This window comes from Kothea flammea, from assembly GCF_052161645.1.
In the GTDB taxonomy this organism is placed as follows: Bacteria; Planctomycetota; Planctomycetia; order Pirellulales; family Pirellulaceae; genus Laterigemmans.
In genome coordinates, this window is the sequence record NZ_CP197414.1 from 3,675,154 (window position 1) to 3,698,742 (window position 23,589).

Annotated in this window: 25 protein-coding genes and 1 other RNA gene; 14 read left to right on the forward strand and 12 right to left on the reverse strand. The window is 56.9% G+C overall.

Features of this window, described 5'->3' with window-relative positions:
* Positions 1–278: 278 nt before the first annotated feature.
* Positions 279–1,868, reverse strand: coding sequence for an arylsulfatase (locus SH139x_RS13935; protein WP_488355801.1), 1,590 nt, complete (start codon positions 1,866–1,868; stop codon positions 279–281).
* A 119-nt stretch (positions 1,869–1,987) separates the two neighbouring features.
* On the opposite strand from SH139x_RS13935, the gene SH139x_RS13940 reads away from it, so the two are divergent.
* Together SH139x_RS13940 and SH139x_RS13945 are read left to right on the forward strand one after the other, a co-directional pair.
* Complete coding sequence (locus SH139x_RS13940; RefSeq protein ID WP_488355802.1) at positions 1,988–4,351, forward strand: arylsulfatase; 2,364 nt, start codon at positions 1,988–1,990, stop codon at positions 4,349–4,351.
* A gap of 65 nt (positions 4,352–4,416) precedes the next feature.
* Entirely contained in the window at positions 4,417–5,946 is a 1,530-nt protein-coding gene (locus SH139x_RS13945) for an arylsulfatase (protein ID WP_488356019.1), read from the forward strand.
* Between the two features lie 329 nt (positions 5,947–6,275).
* On the opposite strand, the gene SH139x_RS13950 is transcribed toward SH139x_RS13945, so the two are convergent.
* Positions 6,276–8,543: a terminase gpA endonuclease subunit gene (locus SH139x_RS13950; protein ID WP_488355803.1), complete on the reverse strand. Its 2,268-nt coding sequence runs from the start codon at positions 8,541–8,543 to the stop codon at positions 6,276–6,278.
* Positions 8,533–8,739: a hypothetical protein gene (locus SH139x_RS13955; RefSeq protein ID WP_488355804.1), complete on the reverse strand. Its 207-nt coding sequence runs from the start codon at positions 8,737–8,739 to the stop codon at positions 8,533–8,535. The genes SH139x_RS13950 and SH139x_RS13955 overlap by 11 nt, the downstream gene beginning before the upstream one ends.
* A gap of 258 nt (positions 8,740–8,997) precedes the next feature.
* Between SH139x_RS13955 and SH139x_RS13960 the strand changes: the two genes are divergently transcribed.
* From SH139x_RS13960 to SH139x_RS13970, 3 genes are all read left to right on the forward strand, one after another.
* Positions 8,998–9,855 (forward strand): amidoligase family protein, encoded by an 858-nt coding sequence (locus SH139x_RS13960; protein ID WP_488355805.1) that lies wholly within the window; start codon positions 8,998–9,000, stop codon positions 9,853–9,855.
* A 288-nt stretch (positions 9,856–10,143) separates the two neighbouring features.
* Positions 10,144–10,419, forward strand: a complete 276-nt coding sequence (locus SH139x_RS13965; RefSeq protein ID WP_488355806.1) for a hypothetical protein — start codon at positions 10,144–10,146, stop codon at positions 10,417–10,419.
* A gap of 75 nt (positions 10,420–10,494) precedes the next feature.
* A complete protein-coding gene (locus SH139x_RS13970; protein ID WP_488355807.1) occupies positions 10,495–10,710 on the forward strand; it encodes a hypothetical protein in 216 nt (71 codons plus the stop codon).
* Positions 10,711–11,533: 823 nt separating this feature from the next.
* On the opposite strand, the gene SH139x_RS13975 is transcribed toward SH139x_RS13970, so the two are convergent.
* Complete coding sequence (locus tag SH139x_RS13975) at positions 11,534–12,646, reverse strand: IS110 family RNA-guided transposase (protein WP_488355808.1); 1,113 nt, start codon at positions 12,644–12,646, stop codon at positions 11,534–11,536.
* Positions 12,647–12,775: 129 nt separating this feature from the next.
* Between SH139x_RS13975 and SH139x_RS13980 the strand changes: the two genes are divergently transcribed.
* The 9 genes from SH139x_RS13980 (at position 12,776) to SH139x_RS14020 (ending at position 15,632) form a co-directional block, all read left to right on the forward strand.
* The gene (locus tag SH139x_RS13980; protein ID WP_488355809.1) at positions 12,776–13,003 is read left to right on the forward strand and encodes a hypothetical protein; all 228 of its coding nucleotides are present in this window, start codon (positions 12,776–12,778) and stop codon (positions 13,001–13,003) included.
* A gap of 97 nt (positions 13,004–13,100) precedes the next feature.
* A complete protein-coding gene (locus SH139x_RS13985) occupies positions 13,101–13,319 on the forward strand; it encodes a hypothetical protein (RefSeq protein ID WP_488355810.1) in 219 nt (72 codons plus the stop codon).
* A gap of 161 nt (positions 13,320–13,480) precedes the next feature.
* Positions 13,481–13,732 carry a hypothetical protein gene (locus tag SH139x_RS13990; protein WP_488355811.1) on the forward strand — a complete coding sequence of 84 codons (252 nt, stop codon included), beginning with the start codon at positions 13,481–13,483 and terminating at the stop codon, positions 13,730–13,732.
* An RNA gene (locus SH139x_RS13995) (hammerhead ribozyme type II) lies at positions 13,732–13,799 on the forward strand. Before SH139x_RS13990 ends, SH139x_RS13995 begins: the two co-directional genes overlap by 1 nt.
* 86 nt (positions 13,800–13,885) lie before the next feature.
* Positions 13,886–14,314: a winged helix-turn-helix domain-containing protein gene (locus SH139x_RS14000; protein ID WP_488355812.1), complete on the forward strand. Its 429-nt coding sequence runs from the start codon at positions 13,886–13,888 to the stop codon at positions 14,312–14,314.
* A gap of 18 nt (positions 14,315–14,332) precedes the next feature.
* Positions 14,333–14,569 carry a hypothetical protein gene (locus SH139x_RS14005; protein WP_488355813.1) on the forward strand — a complete coding sequence of 79 codons (237 nt, stop codon included), beginning with the start codon at positions 14,333–14,335 and terminating at the stop codon, positions 14,567–14,569.
* Between the two features lie 266 nt (positions 14,570–14,835).
* On the forward strand, positions 14,836–15,069 hold the full coding sequence (locus SH139x_RS14010) for a hypothetical protein (protein ID WP_488355814.1): 234 nt from the start codon (positions 14,836–14,838) through the stop codon (positions 15,067–15,069).
* The gene (locus SH139x_RS14015) at positions 15,069–15,308 is read left to right on the forward strand and encodes a DUF4314 domain-containing protein (protein WP_488355815.1); all 240 of its coding nucleotides are present in this window, start codon (positions 15,069–15,071) and stop codon (positions 15,306–15,308) included. The genes SH139x_RS14010 and SH139x_RS14015 overlap by 1 nt, the downstream gene beginning before the upstream one ends.
* A 3-nt stretch (positions 15,309–15,311) precedes the next feature.
* Entirely contained in the window at positions 15,312–15,632 is a 321-nt protein-coding gene (locus SH139x_RS14020) for a hypothetical protein (RefSeq protein ID WP_488355816.1), read from the forward strand.
* Positions 15,633–15,641: 9 nt separating this feature from the next.
* Here SH139x_RS14020 and SH139x_RS14025 read toward each other — a convergent pair whose 3' ends face one another.
* From SH139x_RS14025 to SH139x_RS14060, 8 genes are all read right to left on the reverse strand, one after another.
* The gene (locus SH139x_RS14025) at positions 15,642–16,952 is read right to left on the reverse strand and encodes a DNA modification methylase (protein ID WP_488355817.1); all 1,311 of its coding nucleotides are present in this window, start codon (positions 16,950–16,952) and stop codon (positions 15,642–15,644) included.
* A 1-nt stretch (position 16,953) separates the two neighbouring features.
* On the reverse strand, positions 16,954–17,574 hold the full coding sequence (locus SH139x_RS14030; RefSeq protein ID WP_488355818.1) for an NUMOD4 motif-containing HNH endonuclease: 621 nt from the start codon (positions 17,572–17,574) through the stop codon (positions 16,954–16,956).
* 115 nt (positions 17,575–17,689) lie between these two features.
* Positions 17,690–17,872 carry a hypothetical protein gene (locus SH139x_RS14035; RefSeq protein ID WP_488355819.1) on the reverse strand — a complete coding sequence of 61 codons (183 nt, stop codon included), beginning with the start codon at positions 17,870–17,872 and terminating at the stop codon, positions 17,690–17,692.
* A gap of 101 nt (positions 17,873–17,973) precedes the next feature.
* Entirely contained in the window at positions 17,974–18,312 is a 339-nt protein-coding gene (locus SH139x_RS14040; RefSeq protein WP_488355820.1) for a hypothetical protein, read from the reverse strand.
* 256 nt (positions 18,313–18,568) lie between these two features.
* Complete coding sequence (locus SH139x_RS14045) at positions 18,569–20,794, reverse strand: bifunctional DNA primase/polymerase (protein ID WP_488355821.1); 2,226 nt, start codon at positions 20,792–20,794, stop codon at positions 18,569–18,571.
* Positions 20,795–20,849: 55 nt separating this feature from the next.
* Positions 20,850–21,296, reverse strand: a complete 447-nt coding sequence (locus SH139x_RS14050) for a hypothetical protein (protein ID WP_488355822.1) — start codon at positions 21,294–21,296, stop codon at positions 20,850–20,852.
* A gap of 23 nt (positions 21,297–21,319) precedes the next feature.
* Complete coding sequence (locus tag SH139x_RS14055) at positions 21,320–23,023, reverse strand: DEAD/DEAH box helicase (protein WP_488355823.1); 1,704 nt, start codon at positions 23,021–23,023, stop codon at positions 21,320–21,322.
* Positions 23,020–23,541, reverse strand: coding sequence for a RusA family crossover junction endodeoxyribonuclease (locus SH139x_RS14060; RefSeq protein WP_488355824.1), 522 nt, complete (start codon positions 23,539–23,541; stop codon positions 23,020–23,022). Before SH139x_RS14060 ends, SH139x_RS14055 begins: the two co-directional genes overlap by 4 nt.
* Between the last annotated feature and the right edge of the window lie 48 nt (positions 23,542–23,589).

Below are 23,589 nucleotides of genomic sequence, written 5' to 3' on the forward strand. Positions count from 1 at the left end.
TCCGCGATTTGCGAGATGGTTGCGAGCCGCGATTCTGATAGTGTTCAGTCCATCTCCAAATTCTCATTGCTAATGGATACTGGCATTTCTGAAATCTCGCCAACTGACTTGGTGGACGCAGTCAAGAATCGCCTCAATCCCAAGCCTCGGGGGATGACTTCAAGAACTCGGATCTCTTTTGTGGGCGGCGAGTAGTACTTCGGCACGCTCTCGCAACGCTTGGTCATCACGCACGTCTGGTCGAGGAAAATGATGCGATTAGCTAACTCCGAATGATGCTAAAGTCCGACGTTTTTTGGCGGGTACTTCTTGAAGGTGGCACCGTGCGCTTTCAGCTTGCTGACAACGGTCGCCATCCATGGGTCGCGGCGATGGCCGACGGTCATTTCCTCTTTGGGATCCAGATAGAGGTTGAAGAACCAGGGTGCGAGGCCAACGTCGCGGACCGTGGCGAGGTCAATGTGCATGTGAGGGGCTTCGGCAAGCACGACCTTCATGTGAGCTTTGTACTCCTTCATGCGACATGCCATCAGTTCCTTTCCCCACCAGAAATAAACGGCTTCACGCTTTGATTGGCCTTCGTCGGCAAGCAAGAACGAGGTCTGGTCAATAAAGTCGTAGTACTTGTCGGCCGGTAATTCGTCATCGGATACGCCGGCGAGGTTGAGGGCGACGCCGAACAGGTCCATCAAGTCAAACAACCCATCACTCGTTCGGCCCGGAGCGATCATGCCCTTCCAATAGGCGATTCCCGGAACGCGAACCCCGCCTTCCCAGGTCGTGCCTTTGGCACCGCGAAACGGCGTGAATCCGGCGTCAGGCCAACCGTCCATTTGTGGACCATTGTCGGAGGTGAAGAAAACCAACGTGTTCTCCAGGACGCCAGCATCGTCGAGGGCCGCGAGGATTGATCCCACGTGGACATCGACTTCATGAATTCCATCCTTGTAGGGATATTTCGCTTCGCTGTTTCCGGCGTAGTCTGGATGAGCGAAGTTGTCACAGTGGACCTTCATAAAGCAGTGCTCGATGAAGAATGGATTATCCCCAGTCGCAAGTTCTTTGATCCGCTTAATCGTAAAGTCGGCTAGCACTTGATCAGCCTTTGCCATGTCGTCGACCGACTTGATTTGCTGAAGCTCGTTTGTCTCGCCATCTTTGAATGCGTGGGTGAGACGGTCCGCCGGGCCGACTGCCTCGAAGGCGGCGAGACGCTCGGGATTGAGAACCAAACCGGGGAAGCGGCGAACGTCGACGCGTTGGGAAATTTCTTTCTGGGCCGGATAGTAGCCGTAGTATTCATCGAATCCGATGTCGTGCGGACGCATCCCCTCGGATTCTCCGACATGCCACTTGCCGGTCAACAGTGTGAAGTAGCCGGCTTCGCTGAGTAGATGAGCCAGGCTGACTTCGTCGGCCCAGGGGTTAGCGGTGATCGTGTCGCCGGCAAGAATCGGACGGATCAGCCCAGTTCGCACCGGCAAGCGACCGGTCAGGATCGCCGAGCGGGTTGGTGTACAGGTTTGCTGGGAATAGCAGGAGGTGAGTTTCAAACCCTCGGCAGCGAGTTGGTCAATGTTCGGTGTCGCTGCGCCGACCAACGCTCCGCCTCCGTAGCAACCGGGATCGCCGTAGCCCATGTCGTCGACCACAAGCCAGAGGATGTTTGGTTTCCGGCCGGTCTTGTTTCGCAACGCCGCAAGTTTCTCGGCGACGACGTGGTCCTGTTCTGGGCGAGGAATGACGGCCTCGAAATCCTCGGCTAGCTTGACCGAGCGATCAAACTTAGGCGTCTCTTGGGCTTCCTGAGCCAGCAAGCCTGTGGTGTTCCATAGCAAGAAGAATAGAAAGATAAAGTGCCGTATCATTTGCCTAAACCGTTTGTGGTGATAAACTTGGGTGCTCAACAACGCCATCTTCGGACACAGTATGGCCACGTTTGCACCGAATCTCTAGTGTGCTGCGCCCTTTATCGAATGTCGTCTTCATGAATCGAATTCTTTGTCTCTTCACTATTTGTGCTGCTTCGTTTGGGGTAGTTGCCGATTCTTGCTTTGGCCAATCCGATAACGGATCCGTCTTGCCTTTTCCGCGGACTCCTTCTGCAAGCGTTGCCCAGCCACGCCTGCAGGACTCGACGCACAGACGCAGGGTGGAGCCAAACCGATTGCCAGAAGACGCACCAAACATTCTGATCGTTCTTATTGACGACGTCGGGTTCGGCGTGCCGGAAACGTTCGGCGGTTTTGCGCATACGCCAACGCTCAGTCGCTTGGCGAAGGAAGGCATTTGCTACAACCGCTTTCACACCACGGCGATTTGTTCGCCGACCCGCGCGGCGCTGTTGACGGGGCGCAACCACCAACGAGTTGGCAGCGGTACGATCGCCGAACGTGCCGTCGATTGGGACGGCTACACGGGCGTGATCCCCAAGACGTCCGCCACCATCGCGGAAGTGCTACGCCATTACGGTTACAAAACTTCGGCGTTTGGCAAATGGCATAACACGCCAGCGAATCAAACGACGGCCATGGGGCCATTTGATTATTGGCCAACCGGATACGGATTCGATCACTTCTACGGCTTTCTTGCAGGTGAAACGTCCCAGTGGGAACCGCGACTGGTCCAGAACACCACGGCCATCGAGCCTCCGCATGACGAGACTTATCACCTCACTGAAGACATGGCCGAGAAGGCGATCACATGGCTCAAACAGCACCGATCGTTTTCACCCGACAAGCCGTTCCTGATGTACTGGGCACCGGGGGCGGCTCATGGTCCTCACCATGTGTTTCCGCAGTGGGCAGACAAGTACCGCGGTAAATTCGATCAAGGATGGGACAAGTTGCGGGAAGAGATCTTCGCTCGACAAAAAGAACTCGGTTGGATTCCTGCGGACACCAAACTGACCCAGCGCGACGAAACGATGGCAGCTTGGGAGGATATCCCGGATTCCCAACGTGAGTTTCAATTGCGGCTCATGGAGCTGTTCGCCGGCTTTGTTGAGCATACGGATGCGCAAGTTGGCAAATTGGTCAACTACCTGGAAGAAACAGGTCAACGCGACAACACCGTGATCCTCTATATCTGGGGCGACAACGGTTCGTCGGCCGAGGGTCAGAAAGGCTCAATCAGTGAGCTGTTGGCACAGAATCAAATCCCGAATACGATCGAGCAACAACTCGACGCGTTGGAGGGACTTGGAGGTCTCGATGCTCTCGGCGGTCCGCTCACCGACAACATGTATCACGCTTCCTGGGCGTGGGCCGGATCGACCCCTTTTCGCTACACGAAACTCGTCGCATCGCATTTCGGTGGAACTCGCAATCCGCTCGTAATTTCTTGGCCCAACAAAATCGAACCGGACAAGCGGCCACGATCCCAGTTCTACCACGTCAACGATATCGCTCCGACGATCTATGACCTGTTGGACATCACACCGCCGGACGTGGTCAACGGATTCCCGCAAGATCCCATCGACGGTGTCAGCATGGTTGATTCGTTTGATAACGCCGATGCACCAGAAAATAAGTCGGTGCAGTACTTTGATAACAACGGTAGTCGAGGTATCTACAAAGACGGTTGGTACGCTTGTACGTTTGGACCGCTGATCCCGTGGGTCAATGCGCAAGAAGGGCTGGCGAACTGGGATTCCGCAGAGGACCAATGGGAACTCTACAACCTCAACGAAGACTTTTCTCAGTCGAATGACCTGGCGGAATCATACCCTGAGAAACTGGAAGAGTTGAAGGAACTGTTTCTGGAGAAAGCAGCGGAAAATCAGGTCTTCCCGATCGGGGCTGGTATCTGGCTGCGACTCCACCCCGAAGACGTCATCACTTCGCCTTACCGTAGCTGGGTGTTCGACGAGACCACGACACGCATGCCGGAGTTCACCGCGCCGGGCCTCGGAAAGAAGAGCAATACGGTCACGATCGAGATGGAATGTGGCGACGATGCCAACGGCGTGCTGTATGCTCTGGGCGGCGCGGGTGGCGGGCTGACTTGCTACATGGATGACGGTTATCTCGTGTTTGAATACAACCTGATGATTGTTCAGCGGTTTATCGCCAGATCGGAGAAAAAACTTGCCGCCGGAAAACACACAATCGTCGTCGACACCTCATTGGAGTTTCCCCGTCCGGGATCTCCCGCAGATATTGTGCTTTCCGTGGACGGTGATGAATTCGCCCGCACCACTGCGACGATGACTGCGCCAGCAGCCTTTACAGCGAGCGAGAGCTTTGATGTGGGTGTTGATCTGGGGTCCACCGTTTCTCGCGATTATTTCCCGCGACGTCCCTTCCATTTTACCGGGAAGATCCGGAGCGTTCGTGTGGTACTGAAGTAAACACGCTGCCCCCTACTGACCGCTCAATGCAAACTTCTTTCTCATGAGTTTCAGGAACCAACATGATGCACTTTCAGCGACTCCTTTTCGTCATTCTTCTGCTGCTTAGTTCAACGAACGGCTACGCGCAAGAGAAGCCGAACATCCTTTTCATCATGGGAGACGATGTCGGATATTGGAACATCAGTGCCTACAACCAGGGCCTGATGGGTTATAGCACCCCGAACATCGACCGGCTTGCCAAAGAGGGCGGCCAGCTCACGGCTTATTACGCCCAACAGAGCTGCACCGCCGGTCGCTCGGCGTTCATTACTGGGCAGATGCCCTTCCGAACGGGCCTCTCCAAGGTTGGGCTTCCGGGCGCTGACTTGGGCTTGCAGCCCGAAGACCCGACGATTGCCGAACTACTCAAACCACTTGGCTATAGGACCGGCCAATTCGGCAAGAATCACCTTGGCGACAAGGACGAGTTCCTGCCGACCAATCATGGGTTCGACGAGTTCTACGGTAACCTCTACCACCTCAATGCAGAGGAAGAACCCGAGAACGAAGACTACCCGAAAGCCCCTGAGTTCAAGAAGAAATATGGTCCGCGGGGTGTGATCCACAGCTTTGCCGACGGGAAGGTCGAGGACACTGGACCATTGACCAAAAACCGGATGGAATCCATTGATGAAGAGGTGCTCGGCGTGGCCAAGGACTTCCTCGACCGCGCGACCAAGTCGGATCAACCGTTCTTCTGTTGGTTTAACACCACTCGGATGCACAACTTTACCCACGTGAAGGAGGAAAACCTGGGCAAGACCGGACTGGGCTTTTACGCCGACGGGATGGTTGAACACGATGCCGTCATCGGCAAATTGCTCGACTATATCGACGAACTCGGTATCGCAGAGAATACCATCGTGGTTTACACGACCGACAACGGCCCGATGGTCTGTCTCTTCCCTGATGCGGGCTCAACACCGTTCCGTGGTGAGAAGAACACCAACTGGGACGGCGGCTGGCGCGTGCCCGCCTTGATCCGCTGGCCCGGTACCGTCAAGCCGGGCAGCAAATACGATGACCTGGTTGCAGGGGAAGACTGGCTGCCGACCCTGCTCGCCGCCGCCGGAAAGCCGGACATCAAGGAGAGACTTCTTGAGGGACACCAAGCAGGTGACAAGACTTACAAGGTGCATCTGGATGGATTCAATCAGACCGACTATCTCTCTGGCAAGAGCGAAGGAAGCGCACGTCCAGGGTTTTTCTATTTCAGTGACGACGGCGACCTGCTCGCGGTCCGAGGAAAGCGGATTAAGGCTCACTTCATGATCCAGGAAGCGACGGGAATTGATGTCTGGCGTAACCCTTTCACCACTCTCAGGGCACCTATCTTCTTTGATCTCAAGATTGATCCGGGCGAGCGTGCGCAGGAGGGCATGAACTACAACGACTGGTGGTATCGTCGCGCGTACGTACTTGTCCCCATTCAGGAACAGGTTGCAAAGGTTTTGGAGACCTTCAAAAAATTTCCGCCTCGCCAGAAGCCGGCTAGCTTCACGCTCGACGAGGCGCTGGAGGCGCTCAGCTCCCCGATCGCCCCTGGCAAATAGGCGTCCCTATCGTTCAAGACGCCCCGGCGTCACTCAGGCCCGCGAACTTTTCGAGCGTTCTACCCAAGACTAAGCGACAACGCGCATCGGGTGCGTTTGCAGCAATGCCCAACGCTGGAACGCAGAGGTTTGCCCGACCGACGCGAGATGCTTGCAGGTGAAATAGCGTTCGGTTGGACCAACCGCTAGCGTGAAAATCATCCAGAAAATGCGTTCGGCTCTGCACTCCGAAGCAGTTTTCGGCCGATTCTGTTCGATGCTCCGGCGGCCGACTTCGGAAACTTCGGAAACTTCGGGGACAGGAACGGAGCAAGCTTCCGGGGGTAGAATTAGGTTCGCCTTTTGCGTTGGAGTTCTTTGAAGCTGACTCGCTCACGCTTTGGTGCAGATAGTCGGTCGGTTCCGAATAGCAGGGCCCCCTGCATTGACGCAGCTACGGCACATCCGACCAGGCAATCGAGCCAGTGGTTGTCGGGCTGTTCGGGGCGAGCTTTCCATTCGTCGACGGTTCGGCCTCGGCCTTCGGTGCGGACGAAGTATTCGGCGGTTACTTGCTCGGCGAACATGCGGTGTTGGTCGGGGCGATCGCCGAAGATGGAGAGGCATCCTCGATCGCCCATTGCGACGGCCAGTCGCGCGTGCGTGAAGGATTTCCACCAGTTGGTGTCGTAGATGACGTGGCGGATCGCTCGCTTGCCGTGGATCGTGGGAACTCGCCAGTTGAGCCCGACTCGATCGCCCGGCCGGCGTTTGTATTCGCTGAAAGGGTTTGAGGACGCTCCGACGAAGCGGCCGTGCGAGGGTAGCAAGATCGAGGCGTGGGGGCTTTGTCGGCAGAATTGGTAAACGACGTCGGTCGAGTGGCCCCAGTTGGCATCGATCAAGCAGCGACCGATTTTCATGGCCGCTCCGTCGTCGCGCTGCCACTCGCGGCCGAGCAGTTGGTCAGTCAAGGATTCTAGGCCAGCGTAGATACTGCCTTCGAGTCCAGTTCCTTCGCTGGCGGTGGCCAGCGTGTGTCGGGCGTCGCGAAGGGTGAAGTAGGTTCGCTGCTGGTCGGGGTACGATCCGTAGTCGACGACGTAGCCTGTGAAATCGTCTTCCCAAGCGGCGACGACGTAGAACAGAAGTTTGCCTTGGACGTCGATGAACGCGGTGAGATGATTGCCGGCGATCGGGACGCCGGCTCGCGGCATGTGATTGATCTTGGCGGCGACTTGGTCAGCGGTTAGTTGATCCGCACCGACGGTCTCTTCCGGCAGCGGTTCGTTCTGGTACTCGGCGAAGAACGCGGCTTCGTCTTGAAGCTTCAAATTCATCGCGTGCTGGATCGCCGATAGTTCGTCGTGGTTGAATCGCTCTTTCCACGATACATCCGCGCCGTCGTCCATTGCGGCTCGGTTCTGGCGATAGAACTCAGTGCCGGCCGCTCCGCCATCGCCGGCCCGCAAGCCCTCGCTGCGGATTTCGGCGTAGCGATGCCATAGCGGTTCGTTGGTCGGGAACGCATTCATCATGCGAGTGCGCTCGCCGTTCCATTCGGGATGCAGGTCGCGGTTGAGGATGTTGTCGGCCATGTCGCCTGGGCGAATGACGGTGCAAGGCATGATGCCCGAGATCTTCTTGCCTGGGCCGGCGAGTCCGAGGACCGCGCCGGCGAGGATTGCTTCGCGGTTGGCGCACTGCGAAAGCGAGCGAGCGGATTCATCGGTTTGCGGGTCGTCCAAAACGACGAGCGATGGCCGAACCGTTTTTCCGTCGGGGCGTTTGAATTTCATCCCGCGGATGCGTCCAGTCAGGCCAGCGACCGTGATGATCGCGCCGCTTGCTTTGCTACCGGCAATCGTGGGTAAGACGATCTCTTTTGCAGTCCAACCGATTTGCGTTCGCTTGCCTTTATAGAGTTGCCCGTTGGCGCGGTTGGAAATACCGTCCAACGCTTGGATCGGAAAGCAGACTTCGGGATAGTCGGCCAGCAATAGTTCGTTGGCGTCGAGTTCGGTTTTGATCGAGTCGAGCATGTCGCAGGCGTGGCCTTCGTCGCTACCGATCAGACAAACGAAGTCGCGATAGCCATTCAAGACCGCCCAAATGCAAGCGACTTCGGCGAGGGAACTTTTGCCAGATCCTCTCGCCATTGCGAGCGAGAACAATCCTCCTCTCACGACAGCTTCTTCGATCTTACGAATTACCTTGATGTGGTCCGGCGACCACGAAAGATGGAACGTGAGACCGAAGTAGGCTTCGCAAAAGAACTGGAAGCTACCGGCCGCCCTGGCTTTTCGTTCGATGTCCTCGACTTCCGGCAGCTCACCGATGTCTCGACCGGCCAGCGCGACGGCGGCGTTTCGCGCGCGGGCTTTCTCTTTGACCTTCGCGTACGGGTCCTCATCGACTGGCGGCTTTGGTGCATGTCGCTTCTCAATCAACCACGCGGTGAACTTCAATAGGTCGACGTGGGTGCCGTCTCCGATGCGAAGGCCTGCTTCGGTTCGGTAGCGATAGAGTTGCCGTTCGTTGAGCACCGTACCGAGCGGCGTGCTATTGACGGTCCGGCAGATCTGGCTCGGCTTCATCCGTTGAATATCAATCGCCACGATGTTTCTCCTGCAATAGCCAAGCGGCGTAGTGAACGAGGTTGATCGTGCCGTCGGCGTTGGTCGGTGCGCCGTCGGCGAGGTCTTGCGAGATCTGCTCGGTCGGCACGATTTGCCGATACGAACTCGTCAAAAGTTTGGATAGTTGCTCGACCGTCAAACGGTTTGGGTTGACGCTTCTTGATTCGCCTTCCATGGCGGAAAGCCTCCGGTGCGTGGGGTTGTTCGCGACACGCCGCACACGCGGGCGACTGTCGCATTGTTTTCCATGTTTGGAATGGTCGGCCGCATGTTTCACTCGGCGAAACAGGGCCAAACATGGCCGCGTGTGGGGGTCCGAAGAAAGTTGGAAATTACTGAAACATTACTGCCAGACTTTGCTTGAGGTGTCTCAAAACGCATGGCTTCATGTGGATTCAACAAACGCATTCACACGCCTTTCGGAGACACAACCATGCACGCAAACGACATCGCCTTCGGTATCGAAATCGAAACCCACATGCCCGGCCACGACCGCACACCGATCGGCGGCTACCACAACGGATTGCCGGTCGCTTGGCTGCCGGCCGGATGGAAGGCCGAACGCGACGGCAGCATCCGCACGCCAATGGGACGCAAACCCTGCGAGTTCGTATCGCCGATCCTTCGCGGCTACGAAGGGCTGCGAAACGTAGAGACCGCGGTTGACGCGATCAAGGAACGCGGGGCGCGGATCAACGAATCCTGCGGCCTGCACATCACCATTTCTTGGAACGGCGACGCGGCCGCATTGGCCCGGCTGATTTCCTTGATCGCCAACCACGAGAAGGCGATCTACGCAGCAACCGGCACGCGACGACGCGAACGAGATCGATGGGCAAAACAAATCAAGACCTACGGCAACAAGGACGCGGCGAAGATGCGATGCGAAAGCGACCGCTACCACCTTTTGAACCTGACACATTTGGCCCGGGGTAAAAACTGCCTTGAGATTCGAGCCTTCGCCGGCACGCTCAATAAAACCAAACTGATCGGCTACATCCAAATGATCCTCGGCTTGGCCGAACTCGCCCTCAACACCAAACGCTGCGCGGGTTGGGACTATGCCAAGAAGCCCGGAACCAAATCTTGCTGGGACCGACCAGAAGCCGGCCACGGGGAAACGGAACTCAACCGGCTCTTCTACCGACTCGGATGGACGAAGGGTTGGTACAAGGGCGAGCTTCGCAACAAACGGTTCGGTGAATTGACCAACGGCGAAACCGGATGCGATTTCCGACCGGTCAAAAAGAAACTTCTCGATTTGGCCCGCAAGTACGACGCGGCGATTTGATCGCCGGCGGCTTGCCGCTTTGAAAACGCCGCGGATGGCCCCGCGGCGTTTTTTCGTTTTCTCGCCGCGAGTTTCGCGATTTGTGGTTCTTTTCCGGTAGGTCATAGGTAACGGCCGTCCGTCTTTTGGATCGCGACACGGGGCGTTTGCGGGCCACGTCGGGCATCTCGAAAAACATGGAAAAAACCTGCGAATTCTGACTTGGAGCGGCTTGAGCTTCATTGAAGCGCATGGCTCATGTGTGTCATCACAAAACGGTTTTTCATTCACCCAAACGGAGAGACAAACATGACCCTCGGACAATTGATTTCGCTTTTGGAAGAGTACCGCGACGAACACGGCGAAGACTGCGAGGTGCGGTTGATGACGCAGCAGAGCTGGCCCTTTGAAAACCGCATTGCCGGAGTGACCAGCGGCGCGGAAATGAACGAAGCGGAGGAAGACGACCCGCACGAATTCGCCGACGACCAAGACGTCGCCCAGGACGCGATGGTCTACATCGTCGAAGGCGGACAGATCTGCTACGGCAGCAAACGGGCCTGGGAAACCTGCCGCGATTGCTAACGGCAAACCATTCGGCCGGCGTCGCGACGAGCGCCGCCGGCCTTTTCTGCTTTCAAACTCAATGGAATCCAAAACATGACCAATCGAGATTCGATCGAACGCGACTACACCGCGGCGCATATTCGGGCTTTGACGCTTCTTGAAAACTTGCACCAACGGATCGAGGACATGCCGGCCCCCAGCGACGACGGCCCGGCGATCGGATGGGATGACGTCGGTACGCTTCGGCACCTTTGCGACCGCTTGGAAGAATTGATGGAACCGAACGAACCGGACGACGACGGTTCGTAACCGGCGAAGGCTCAAGACGCCGCCACACGCCGCGTCGTTGGCCCAACGACGCGGCGTTTCGTTGTTTCGGCATGATTCGCCGACCCTTTCGACGGTTGCGACACGGGGCATTTGTGGGCCACTTCGGGCGTTCTGAAAAACCTGAAAAACATTGCAAATTGCTGCCGGAATTGGCTTGAGCTTGTTTGGAACGCATGGCTGCTATGAGGCCTCCCGGTTGTCAAGGGTAAAGTTTGAAAATTCGGGGCAGTCGCCATCTCATGTTCAGAGTCCAATGCTCTCAGCCATGTTCGCGGTCTGCCCCGATGAATCGTTGTTTGCTCGCGTGCTTTGTTGGGTTTTGTTAAGCTAGTTGTGCTCGGTGAAACGGAGCGAAGCTCTGCGGGGACGCAACTTCGCAAGGGATAGCCGAGCCGATGGTGCGCCAATGGTGCTTCCAAGTGAGAGCCCTCGATCGGCTTGTTCGGTCGAGGGCTTTCTGTTGTGTTGATGCGTTTACGTACTTTCAGCGTGCTCCCCAAGCCCTTTGGACACCGGAGTTCATGCCTTAAAAAATCCACCACACTGGATTCACGTGCCACTCGGCTCGCTGCCCAAAAAGATCCCGCTGCTATCCGTGCTCGAAGCACCTGTTTGAATACGTGAGGAACATCCCAATCGTGTTGAGGTGCCGCCAGCTTATGATCGAGCATTCGACAGCTTGCTGTCGTGCTCCGCCATGCGATTGCGCGGTCACCTCGCCCTCGGTTCGATCCTGCCTTCTTTTCAGGTTCGCGTGATTCGTGCGAACGCTTGAATCGGTGATGATGTGTCAAACAGATGCTTACGCCGCCGTGGTTTCAGGAACCTCCGCTTCGAGTGGACGATAGATTTCGAGCCTGGTGGACAGTCGCCACATGATGATCGCCAGTTTCCGGGCCGCGCCGCCGATCGCCTTCTTTGCGTCACCGGTGTTCTTCAATAGTCGCGCGTAGCATTGCCGGCCGCGATCGTCGACCGCCACCCAACGCCAAGCAGCTTCGACGAGGATAGTACGCACTCGCTCGTTACCATCTTTCATCATTGAGCCCTCACGCCTGCGGTCGCCACTTTGGTAGACGCAGGGCGCAAGCCCGAGCGAACGAGACACTTCCCCAGCGTCGTCGAACCGCTCGGAATCAATCAATTCTGTGACAAACGTGATCGCGGTCAATACACCGACACCAGGAACGCTACGAAGACATTCGATCTTTTTACGATGCCGCTTCTCGTGTATCAACTTCTTTATCTCAGCGTTGAGCTTTACGATCTGACCGCGCGCATGTTTCTCATCTTCGATCAAGATGTCGAAACAATAGCGAAGCGTTGATGGCATGTCCAACGCTTTGAGGTTTTCAAAGCCCTGTTCACTCCAGCTAGACAATCCAGGTGGTTGTTCGATGTTATAGTTGAGCAAGAAGCTTTTGATCTGTTGTCGTGCGAGTCTTTGTTTGCGAGCCATGTGTTCGCGTAACCGGACGAGTTGACGGTCTTGCTCCTGTTGTTCGCTCGGGACATAGACACTTTTAAGTAAATCTTTGCAAGCATGTTCGGCAAGTTTGCCGCAATCAAGTCGGTCGCTCTTGGTTGAGTTGTTGCTGGTTCGGAGCACCTGCGAGGTCACGATGACGTCGGCTTTGTAACCGGCTTCGCGAAGCGCCCGAACGAGTCCGAATCCCGTCGGGCCGGCTTCGTAAACGACGCGCTGAACGTGGTCTTTGATGCGATCCAAATGTGTGACTAAGTCACACGGTTTCGCTGGTTGCGACCAGTGCTTGATCAGTCCGCGAGACTCGCTCCAGACCGTGACGGCGTAGGTTTTCCGGTGGACGTCGACCCCAACGAAAACCTTTTCGCCGGAATCCAGTTTGATGCGCTTGCGAGGAGTGGGTTTTGATGGCTCATTGTGTCTCGGCATTGCAGTAGTCCTCGTTGGAGTGACGGGTCGTGGAACTACTGAAAAGTAGCTCACGGCCCGAGGCCTACATGCAATCTCATGTGTGTCATCGCAAGACGGTTTTTCATTCACCCAAACGGAGACACACTCATGCAAACGAACTTCGAATACCACTCGCGGATGCCACAACCCCTAACGTTGGAAGCGACCGTTCAGGCAACGCTCTTTACCCTCCGGCAACTCACCTCGGAAGTCAGCGAACTGACCGACATCGAAGCCGGCGACACCGAAACCGAAGGCTTGCACCGGATCGCTGTCGAAGACTTGTATCGCGCGATCTGGAAGGCCGCGAACGAGTTCGAGGGGAAGCTTCGCTAGTGCTGCATCAAACGCCGCGCGCCGGTTCAACGGCGCGCGGCATACGAGACGAACGACCGAGATCAAATGCACAACATATTCCAACGGAGACACAACCATGCCCAACGCAACCGCACGCCCCACCAGCGCCCAACTCCTTTTCGCCCACACGCGGGCGCTAAAACGGATCGCCGAACTTCATGCCGCCGTGCAAGACATGCCGCTTTTGGAAGCGGCCGAAGACCAAACCTTCGACCGATTCTTAGGCGAACTCGCGCACCTAAACGACGCAGTCGAAGAACTCGCCGAAAAGTTTTTGGAAAACACGCGGGTGTGAATTCGCGTGTGTGTCGGTACTTTTCGCAGCTTTTGAAAAACATGGAAAAAGACTGCGAAAAGATGCTGCACTTCGCGTGAGCTTCTTTCCAAACCATGGCTCATTTGTGTGTAACGCCGAACGAACGGCGACGAACAAAACCCTTTACCGGAGACCAAACCATGGCCCTGAACGAAACGCAAAAGACCAAAGCCGCCGCCCTGGCAACCGAGATGAAAAAGCTCGACGCAGAAACTTACCAAGAGATTCGCCAGTCGTACAACAAGATCGCCGACGAACTTCGCCCGTTGGTCGACGCCCTCGAGAAGGCCGACGCCGACCTCGGCCCGAACGGTCCGCTCTTGGAAGAGCACTACATCTTTTGCGAAATGCTCGAACGGCTTAACAAGAGCCTGCTGGGCGCGGTTTTGTAAGCCGAAACGCGGAGCGGAACCGCGTCGTCGATCGGTGGTTCGATCGGCCTGACGATGGCAGCCAACCTCGGACACTTGTTGGGAGTCAAGAAGATGCAAAAGGCAGATGTAAAGATTGGTGGCGAATACTACGCAAAGGTCACAAACCGAAAGGTGGTCGTACGGATCGACGCGGAGCACTCTTCCGGCGGTTGGGACGCGACGAACCTCGCGACCAACAAAAAGGTGCGGATCAAATCCGCAGGTCGACTGCAGGGGCCGGCGCGACAAACCACGCCGGTCGCTGAACCTAGTGTTACGAAACGCACCGCAAAGCCGGCGACCGAAAACGCGAGCGGCGCGGCCGCGGGCGAGAAAAAACTGTCGTGCGTCAAGGCGGCCTTGCAGGTCTTGGAATCTTCCGGCGAACCGATGAACGCGCAGGAAATGATTACCGCGATGATCGAACAAAACCTCTGGGAAAGTCCTGGCGGTAAGACCCCGCACGCGACCTTGTATTCGGCGATCCTTCGCGATTTGAAGCGCGGCGACGAAAGCCGGTTCGTGAAGACGGAACGCGGCCGGTTCACGATTCGCAGCTAAACAATAAGGACGCTTGCGATGCAAAAGCACTTTTATGACCTGCGAGGGGTTACCGATTTGAGCGAAGGTGAACGCGCAACCCCTGAACCCGGTGTGACTTACGACCTGCGAACCATCGAGAACCGGACGGTGGCTGCGGGAACGGTCGAGTATGTCTATCGAGAAGGGGATACGTTGTTCGCGCGAACTTCTGATGGTGCGTCCTTTCCAGTCACCGGAGCAGGTTCTTACGTTTTGGTTCCCCGCGGTTTGTAACAGCAAGCCCGTCTCTACTTTGGTGACGCTTCGCCGCACACGCCCGACGTTGGCCACGTTCGGGCGTTTTCTCATAGCTGGCCCAGACACGCGGTGTTCTGCAAACGTACGACACGCGGCGTTTGCCGCGGTCATGTTCCGATGCCCAAAAACATCCACATTCTTTGCGAATATCTGCCAGTGTTCGCTTGAAATTGGCGGCCGTTGATGGCTCATGGGTGTCACCGACACGGTTCTCAAATTTCCCTCCCAAACGCAACAACAACATGCCCAACACGCAGACGCTTCATGCAAGGCCGATCGAACCGGCACCGGCCTACGAGAACGGCCACCAGATCGCCCGCGACCTGTTGCAACACATCGAACTACAACTCGACCGCATGGTTCGGCCGGATAACAAATCGCTGCGCTGGGCGCACGTCCGGGCGATCAACCTCATCAACGCTCAACTCTCCGAGGTCGCTGCCTTGCTGGACGAAACCAACGGAGTTCGCAACTGATGAACCAACAAACAAATCTCAAGGCGGGCGACCGCGTCCGCCTGGTTTCGATGGCCGATGACCCCGACCCGATTCCCGCCGGCGCGACTGGAACAGTCGCAGGCGTCTATCCACACAGCGATTGGACGCAAGTGGATGTTGACTGGGACAGCGGCCGGTCTCTGATGCTTTCCATTCCACCGGATGTCGCCGATGTGCTCGATGCGACCGATCCCGACTTTCAACCCAAAGGAAACTGAACCATGTCCACAAGAGCCATAATCGCACTGCGGTTACCAGACGATTCGATCCTCGCGACCTATCTGCACTTCGACGGCTACCCCGATCACGTTCTGCCGATCTTGCGAAGCGGCTACGTCGACCCCGAAGAAGCCCTCGAGCTGATCCAGGGCGGCGAGATCCGTTCGCTGCCGCCGCGGCCGGAAATCCCCGAGTACTTCGCGACCAGCCGTCGGACGGAAGAACTGGCTGGCGTATCGGACTTGCCGCGTCTGGCTCGGTACTTGAACGCCGAGCATCTGTACCTGATGACAGATGACGGTTGGGCGCACGAAAAAATCTAGTGACATCGATCACCGCATATTTTCCTCGCGAGCACCAATCGGGATGGGTGACTCGCCGGTCCGTTCGAGAACCGCGGGCTTGCCGGTGAAACGCTGATAGCGATCGACGATCACGTCGCAGTACGGGGGATCAAGCTCCATCAAGAACGCCTTGCGGCCGGTCTGCTCGGCACCGATCAACGTCGAACCGCTGCCGCCGAACAAGTCGAGCACGTTCTCGCCTTTGCGCGATGAGTACTGCATTGCCATGACGGCCAGTTCGGCCGGCTTGCCAGTGAGGTGTTCAAGCTTTTGCGGTGGGATCTTCTTGACATGCCACAAGTCAGTGGCGTTGTTCGGCCCGAAGTACTTGTGGCCCGCCCCTTGTCGCCAACCGTAGAACGCCCACTCGTGCGCGCCCATGAAATCTTTCCGCGTCATGACAGGATGCATCTTGTCCCAAATGATGGCCTGCGAGAAATACAGACCGCATGCAGACAAGACAGGCGGATAGTTTGCAATGTTGCTGAACCCTCCCCAAATATAAAAGCACCGGCCGGGTTCGAGGACGCGTGCGATGTTTCCGAACCAAGCTTTCAACAACCGGTCGAACTCCTCATCGGAGACAAAGTCGTTGGCCAGTGGCCGATCCTTGGCCCGCATCTTCTTCGGGCCATCTTTGGTCTTGCCCTTGCCGGCCTCGAAGGAGCTGTTCCCAGCAGCGATCGCATTTTTGCTGCGTGGTTCGACTTTCACGTTGTACGGAGGATCGGTATTGCAAAGATGGATCTTGGCGCCGCCGAGCAGCCGATCGAGGTCTTCGACGCTGGTCGAATCTCCACATAGCAACCGGTGATCGCCGAGGATCCACAGGTCGCCGGGTTGGGTGATCGCCTCGTCTGGCGGCTCGGGAACGTCGTCCGGATCGGTCAGCCCCTCCTTCGTGCCCGGATCTAATAGCTTTGCCAGCTCGTCGGGGTTGAAGCCCAACAGTTCGCAATCGAAGCCAGATTGTTGTAGCGAGCCGATTTCGATCGGCAGCAGATCAAAATCCCAGTGGGCGTTCTCGCCGGTTCGATTATCGGCGATCCGGTAGGCTTTCACAGCCTCGGGTTCCATGTCCGTCGCGACATGAACGGGAACTTCCGATAGACCCAGCTTCTTTGCCGCCTTCCATCGTGTATGGCCGACGATGATGACGCCGGCGGTATCGACTACCAAGGGTTGCCTGAAGCCCCATTCATTGATGCTTTGTGCGACTGCGTCAACCGCGTCATCGTTCAAACGAGGGTTGTTTTCGTAAGGTTTGATATCCGAGATCGGAACTAATTTGACTTCCATTTCAGTTACTCCGCGATTTTTTGACAGGGGCTGGATCCGTAACGCAATTCCACGTATTGCCGACGATCGCGTCGTAGGCGGTGAGATACGCAACGCCGAATTGCCGCGCGGTGGACTTGATGGCTTGACCGCCAGCAACGTGGCTTCTCATCCGACCGACGAGCTCTTCGGTGAGCTTGGCAAAGTGATGCCTTTCACCGGGGTTGGCAGCTTTGACTGTCCCGTGTCGCTTCTTGTCGGCCTCGTTCTCTTGAGGTGTGGCCCATCGAAGATTGGAGAGACGACTGTTGTCTCTGTTACCGTCGTAATGAGCGACGTGAGCTCCGACGAACGGTGGTTCACCAAGGAATGCAATGGCGACGAGACGGTGAGCCTTCACCGTCCAGTAGCGGCCTCGACGGGACAGTTGGTACCGCGGGTATCCTTCATGGTCCAACGTGGGCTTCAAGATGTAACCAGCCGGAGCCATGTTGGATTTGCTTGCTCGGCGTAGTCGCCCGTGCGACGAGACGTCGTAGAGTCCCTCGTAGCCGGGCACCTGAAGCCACTGTTCACATGCGACGGATTTTGGCGGTGGGATTGATTGCGGACAATCGTTGGTGTGAGATTCAAGGACCAACATTCGATTTCCTTTCCAGTTAAGAATTGAGACGGAAAGAGGTCGATCGTTGTGTCGTTCGATGGCTGGCTGATTGGATGGTTGGGGGTGGTAAACTAGCTTTGTGCGGACTCGACGATTATTCGCCGAATAACTCCTGATGCTGCTCGACCATGGTTTGCTGTTCGATGAGCAATCGGTCTATCGCTTCACTCCAAGTTTTTGGTGGGTTTGGATCGGGAGCTTTCAGCCCCGTTGGGTTCGCTTCCCGTTCCGCCTCGATCCGGTCGAGTTCTCGTTCAAACGCTTCACTCCAATCCATAAATTTCATCCTTAATTTTGTTCGGACAATCTAAACTAACTGTGTCTAATCTCCCCGCTGTTCCCGGGGCCCTCAGGGGCGTTTCAAGGGCCGGGAAGTACCTAATCGCTGCAGCCTGGCGATCGCTCGGGCAGTGGTTGGCACTGGCCCGTGCGGGCCGCCAAGGGGCCGCGTGGCGCGTCGTCGTGGGCCGCCGCGTCGAAGGCCGCATTGGCTTGATTCGTAGCACGCTCGCCCAGCGGTGCGGGCCAGGCAACGAATTCGCCACACCAATCGTGTTCGCTGACGATCGGAAACGCCGCGAGCGTTTTATGCTCACGGGGATTCGATGTAGCGACGACACGAGGCGGGTGAAGTCGGCACTCACCGAAACGCTGGCTAAGCGGTAAGCAGGACGTTGAACGAATAGCCTGATAGAAGTTGCACTCGGAACAGTTCACTGGAGATCCTTAAGAGAGAATGGAAACAGGAGACAGCATTCGTTAAAAGCGACGGGGCAAACTTCTTTCCCTCTTTCACCCCGTCTCGCGTAGACACGCATACGCGGGCATTTCGCGTGCGCGGGCGGGTACGGGTGAATGTGTGAAAGAAGGTATTTTTTTCTTATATTTACGGGTTTTATGCTCAAACCTCATTCACCCTTCTTTCGCGTTCGTTCACTCTCTTTCACCCCGCGACGGCAGACTTCGTTCACTTTCACCCCGCTTCTTCACCCTCGTCTTTGGCCATCGCCTGATCGGTCATTCGGTAACCGCGTTGTGGACGTCCGGCGGTCTCGGCGGAGATGATGCTTAGGTCACCTTGCTGGACCAACGTGTCAATCAATTGATGGAACACTTTCGCTTCCATCTTCATTCGTTTGAGCAACACGCTGTGCGGCAGCGTCCGCTCGGGTGCCTTCCGTAGCTTTTCGAGCAACCGCAGGCATTCGCCATGAAACGGGTTCTCGGCCACGTGAGACGCCGCCATGAACAACATGCGTCGTGTTTGGTGTTCGACGACCTCGATGGCCCAACGGGCTGAATCGGCGTCGATGATTGGATCACGACAATTGCGGCTGACGGCATGAATCAAAGCGAGCTTTCGGGTCTGTTCACTTACGCGCCCCCAAACCGTGGTGCCGACCGAATCGTTCTCGACTTCGGCTGCGTCGTACTGAGTCTCAGCGTTCACTCGGGCATCGCACAGCAATCGCCGAGCGTCATCGTCATGTGGGACGATCGCCGGCGTTGGATTCCAATCAACAAGGTTGCCGGCACCAGGACGGAAGTTCTCCCACCATTCGGCGGTCGCGCGAATCGAGTCGGGGATCTCTCGGATCTTGGGTTCTTGCCCCTTGCCACGCCGGCCGCACTCGAAGATCAGCATGCGAGCGAATAGACCGTTGGTCAGCATTCGCTCCGAGAGAGCGGCATAATAGTGGTTCGGGATCGCGGTGCCGAAAATTACCAAGTTGGGTTGGTTGATAACGCCGGCGGCTTCCTTGCCAGCTTTGCGACGCATCGGGTACACGCTGTTGGCCGACGAATACATCGTTAGCAGCGTCGACATGATTTGTTCGTAGCGAGCATCGCGAGACTTGTTGATCGACTGCAACAGACCGTCGATCTCGTCGGTTTGAAACAGCATCGACTCGGTCAGGTGGAGCGAGTCTTGAATGCCTTCACCCGAGGCAAATCGCTCTCCAACACAGTCCGCCATGCCGACTTGCTGCAGAATCTGCATGTTGAGCTTGCGAGGCCAGTCTTTACCGGCGGCGGAATGAGCGAGTCCAAGCAGATACAAATTCGTCCGGTTGTCGCCTGGATCACGCACTCGCCTGCCGGCCAGGACCGCTTGCAGTGACAAAGCTCCGCAGAAAGCCATGACCGGATTCGGATACGGAGCGGTTTCAAGACAATGGTCCATGACCTCGGAAATGAAACCGGGACAACGCAGAAGCGACTTGGGCAAGACACCGGGATCTTCCGGCATCGGCTTGGGCGGATCCGGCTCGGCGGTGAAAACCATTGATGTGGACTTTGCCATGAATCCGCTGAGGTCGACCGTTTCGCCGACCGGCTCGATCGGACCCTCGTCACGGAGCCATCCGAACGGCCGATTATGAGGTTTGGTTGCCGCTTGGTTGATTTTGTGTTGCAGTTCGCGCTCGGACCACGGCGGCGAACATCGTGGGTTGTATTCGGCGGCGAGGATTGTGAGAGCGCGGTCTGGTTCGATGCCGAAACCATGAACCAGCGCGGTCGCGGCGGCGAACGTTTGGCTGTGACCTCCGCTGCCGGTGATCGCGGGTGGCATCGCGGCGAGGTAAGCGATCGCTCGGGCTTCGACATCATCGTGCTGCTGGCTGCCGACAGACGATGATTGCGGTTCGGGTCTTGAAGCCTGGATGTTTACGCCACGCTTGACGATCACGGCATCGGCCAATGCTTTCACGCAGGCAGCCAGCATCGGTGCGGGAACGATTGCCGGTTCGGCATCGAGAACGTCATAGCGTTCGCCATCGGGGTGGATACTGGGCCCGACTACGGTTTGTCCGCCGGTCGACCGCAATTCGACGATCATTGATCCGTCGTTGGGATCGGTGTGTTTTTGTGTCGTTGCTCCCGTGGCGATGTACCAGCGGTGTGACTTTGGCGACGACGGCCGACCGGTAATGGCCGGCGTCGGAGGGAGATATTGATCTGCCAGCTCGATCGCTTCGGGGCAATCGAGGTCGACATCCACGAGCCAACCGGAGGGCTCGCCCAGGATAATCCCGACGTTGCTGTTGCTTGGAAATACGTCAGGTTGCAGACGCAAGCTGGTCCAATCGCGACGGGCCGGTGATTTTGACCGCGGGCGCAGTGGAACGCAGTACCAGCCACGTTGGCGATACTCGGCAACCTGTGATCGCACATCGGTTTGGTAGGATTGGGACATTGCCAGCTACAACAATAGTACACTCGGAAAGCAGAATTCACCGATCTGGCGACGACTAAAACTTGGTTGCGATGTCGGGTACCGCATCGATTTGTTTTCGAGCGCGCAGGTACGCTTTCTTGGCACGATGCTTCCCACGAGCACCGGAGTCCATACCTCGGTAGCATTCGTCCAGTGCGAGCGAAATGTCGCTTAACCAATCGTCCCAGTGTTGGCGATCCCTTTCGGACAAGAAGTGACGGAGCTTGCCCAACGGATGGCTCGGAAGCAGCGTAGAGTCCTCGTGGTAATAGCACAGCGTGCTACCGTCGTCCGCTGCTGTGGGTTCATTGATGTAAAGATCGTACTTCGCGGCGACTAACTCAGCGTCTTCAAGTGCCTCAACATCGTCGTCGACCGCAACCTCAGCAGTGATGCTACGGACACGTCTGAAAACGTCGGAATCGGTGACAATTTCGACGCCATCGAGCGGACCATCGTTAAGTTGAATCAATAGTTCCAAAGCGAATCCTTGGTTGGTGGATACTAAAACGGGGGTTCTTCGAGTGCTTCAGTCGGCAAGGGGCCGAGTGACTGCTTGATAATCCGGTCGTACTTCTGGCCAGCGATTGAACGGACCGTGATTGATTCCGGCACGGCGATTAAACCGACTTCGGCCAGATCGAGAGCTTCCTCGGCGGTCGCGGGACACGGATGAATACAACGCTCGCGCCACCACGCTTCGGCTTTGCGTCTGGCGTAGCCGGAGTGTTCGATGCAGATGAACTCGCTTTGCCAATGATCGAGCCCGATCATGTAATCGACTCGCAAACACCGCGGCGCGTCCTCATCGGCATCACGTTTCCGGTGAATGCGATAGCTCACATCATGAACCTCGTATTCGGTGTCCGTGACCTCGCCGGAAAGCACGCCGGCGTCGCTTGCTTGAGCGTCGTGGGCTTCACGATCCGGCGGCGGGAACGGATGACCGCACTCGGGACAGTTCGCATAGCCGCATGCGACCAGCGTGTGGCACTTTTCGCATTCCTTGGCCGGCGGTTCGCTGCCGGGCCGAAGCTGCTTTTCCTTCGGTTTGATCTGGTCGATCGGACCGTGGCGTTCGATATTGCCGCCGAAGTCGAGGACTAGGCAGTTCTGTTTGTCAGGATGCAAGCGGAATCCGCGGCCGACGCATTGGTACAACAACCCCGGCGACATCGTCGGGCGCAGCATGACCACGCAATCAACGCGCGGTGCGTCAAAACCGGTGGTTAGTACGTTGACGTTGCAGAGAAATCGCAAAGGAGAGTGGCCAATCGCTCCGTTGCCGGTGTCAAAGAGCATTCCGACCGTGGAGCGCTGGGCCACATGGTCACCCCGAAAGCGGGCTAACAAGGCATCGCGTTCATCCGCCGGCGTCTGACCCGTGACAAACCCACACTCGATTCCGTGATTTTCACGCAACGTTTCGACGACTTGCCGGCCGTGTGCCACAGACGTTGCGAAGATCAACACCGCCCGACGATCAGCCGTCAGTTCCACGATCTCGCCACACGCGGCCGACACGAGGGCGTCGTCGCCGGCCAGTTGCTCGACCTCTTCACTGACGAACTCGCCGGCACGCATGTGAACGCCTGAAAAGTCTGCGCGGTTGATGCCGGCCTTTGATACCAGCGGGCATAGGTAACCGTCACGGATCAATTCTTTGATTCCGATCTCGTAACAGATGCTGTTCAGAAAATGATCCGGCGAGCAGATCATACCCGAGTCGAGCCGAAACGGCGTAGCGGTCAGACCGATCACGCGGACGTGCGGGTTGATCACTTTGCAATCGGCCAGGAACTGCCGATACATGCTGGTTTCGTTTTTCTTGCTGATGAGGTGGCCCTCATCGACAACGATCAGGTCGAACGGATCCAGGTCACATGCCCGCTTGTAAATGCTCTGGATTCCGGCAACTAACACAGGTGTGTTCGTGTCGCGTTTCTTTAGCCCAGCCGAATAAAGCCCGACCTTGATATCGGGACACAGCCGACGAACCTTGTCGGCGTTCTGCTCCAATAGTTCCTTCACGTGGGCAAGGATCAGAACGCGGCCGTTCCACTGCTGAACCGCGTCTGATGCGATCTTCGCAAGCACGAGCGATTTCCCGGCACCGGTTGGCAATACGGCGACCGGATTATCGTCGCGGCTGCGGAGGTGGTTGTAGACCGCGTCGACGGCTGCTTGTTGGTAATCGCGGAGCTTCATTGAATCGGTTCCCCGTTGTGGCGTTTCGCTCCGCGCAAGATCGGAATCACGCTCGGAAGCGATTGATTGATCAGCGAGCAAGGGGGGCAGATGCGATTGCCGGGACCGGTTGACTCGAAGACCTGGTCGCATCGTAAGCAAACACGAGCGTCGGCGAGGTCGACAGACTCGGGGAGCGATTGAATAAATACATGAGCACGACCTTCGCTCGGAAACGGCGCATGCTTTTCAATCGTGAGTCGCACGATCTGACTGTCGTCGTGAAACGCCCCACCGGATTGCAGTGAGTCGAGCATCGCTTTGAGGACGTTATCGACGTCGCGTCGGCGACGATCTGGCGGTTCCAACTTGATGTCTACGATCAGGTCGCCGGTGAGCGGTTCGATCTTCTTATTGTTCAGGTACACGCCAACCTTGGTTCGATACTCGCGCCCTTCTTTGCTGACCAACACGCGCGGACCGACATGTCGCCAGTAGCGGTTGACCGAGGGTGGATAAGGTAGTTTCAGCTTGTGCATGGCTTTGTCTGGCAAGAAAGAAAACAGCCGGCCGGCAACCCGTACCGG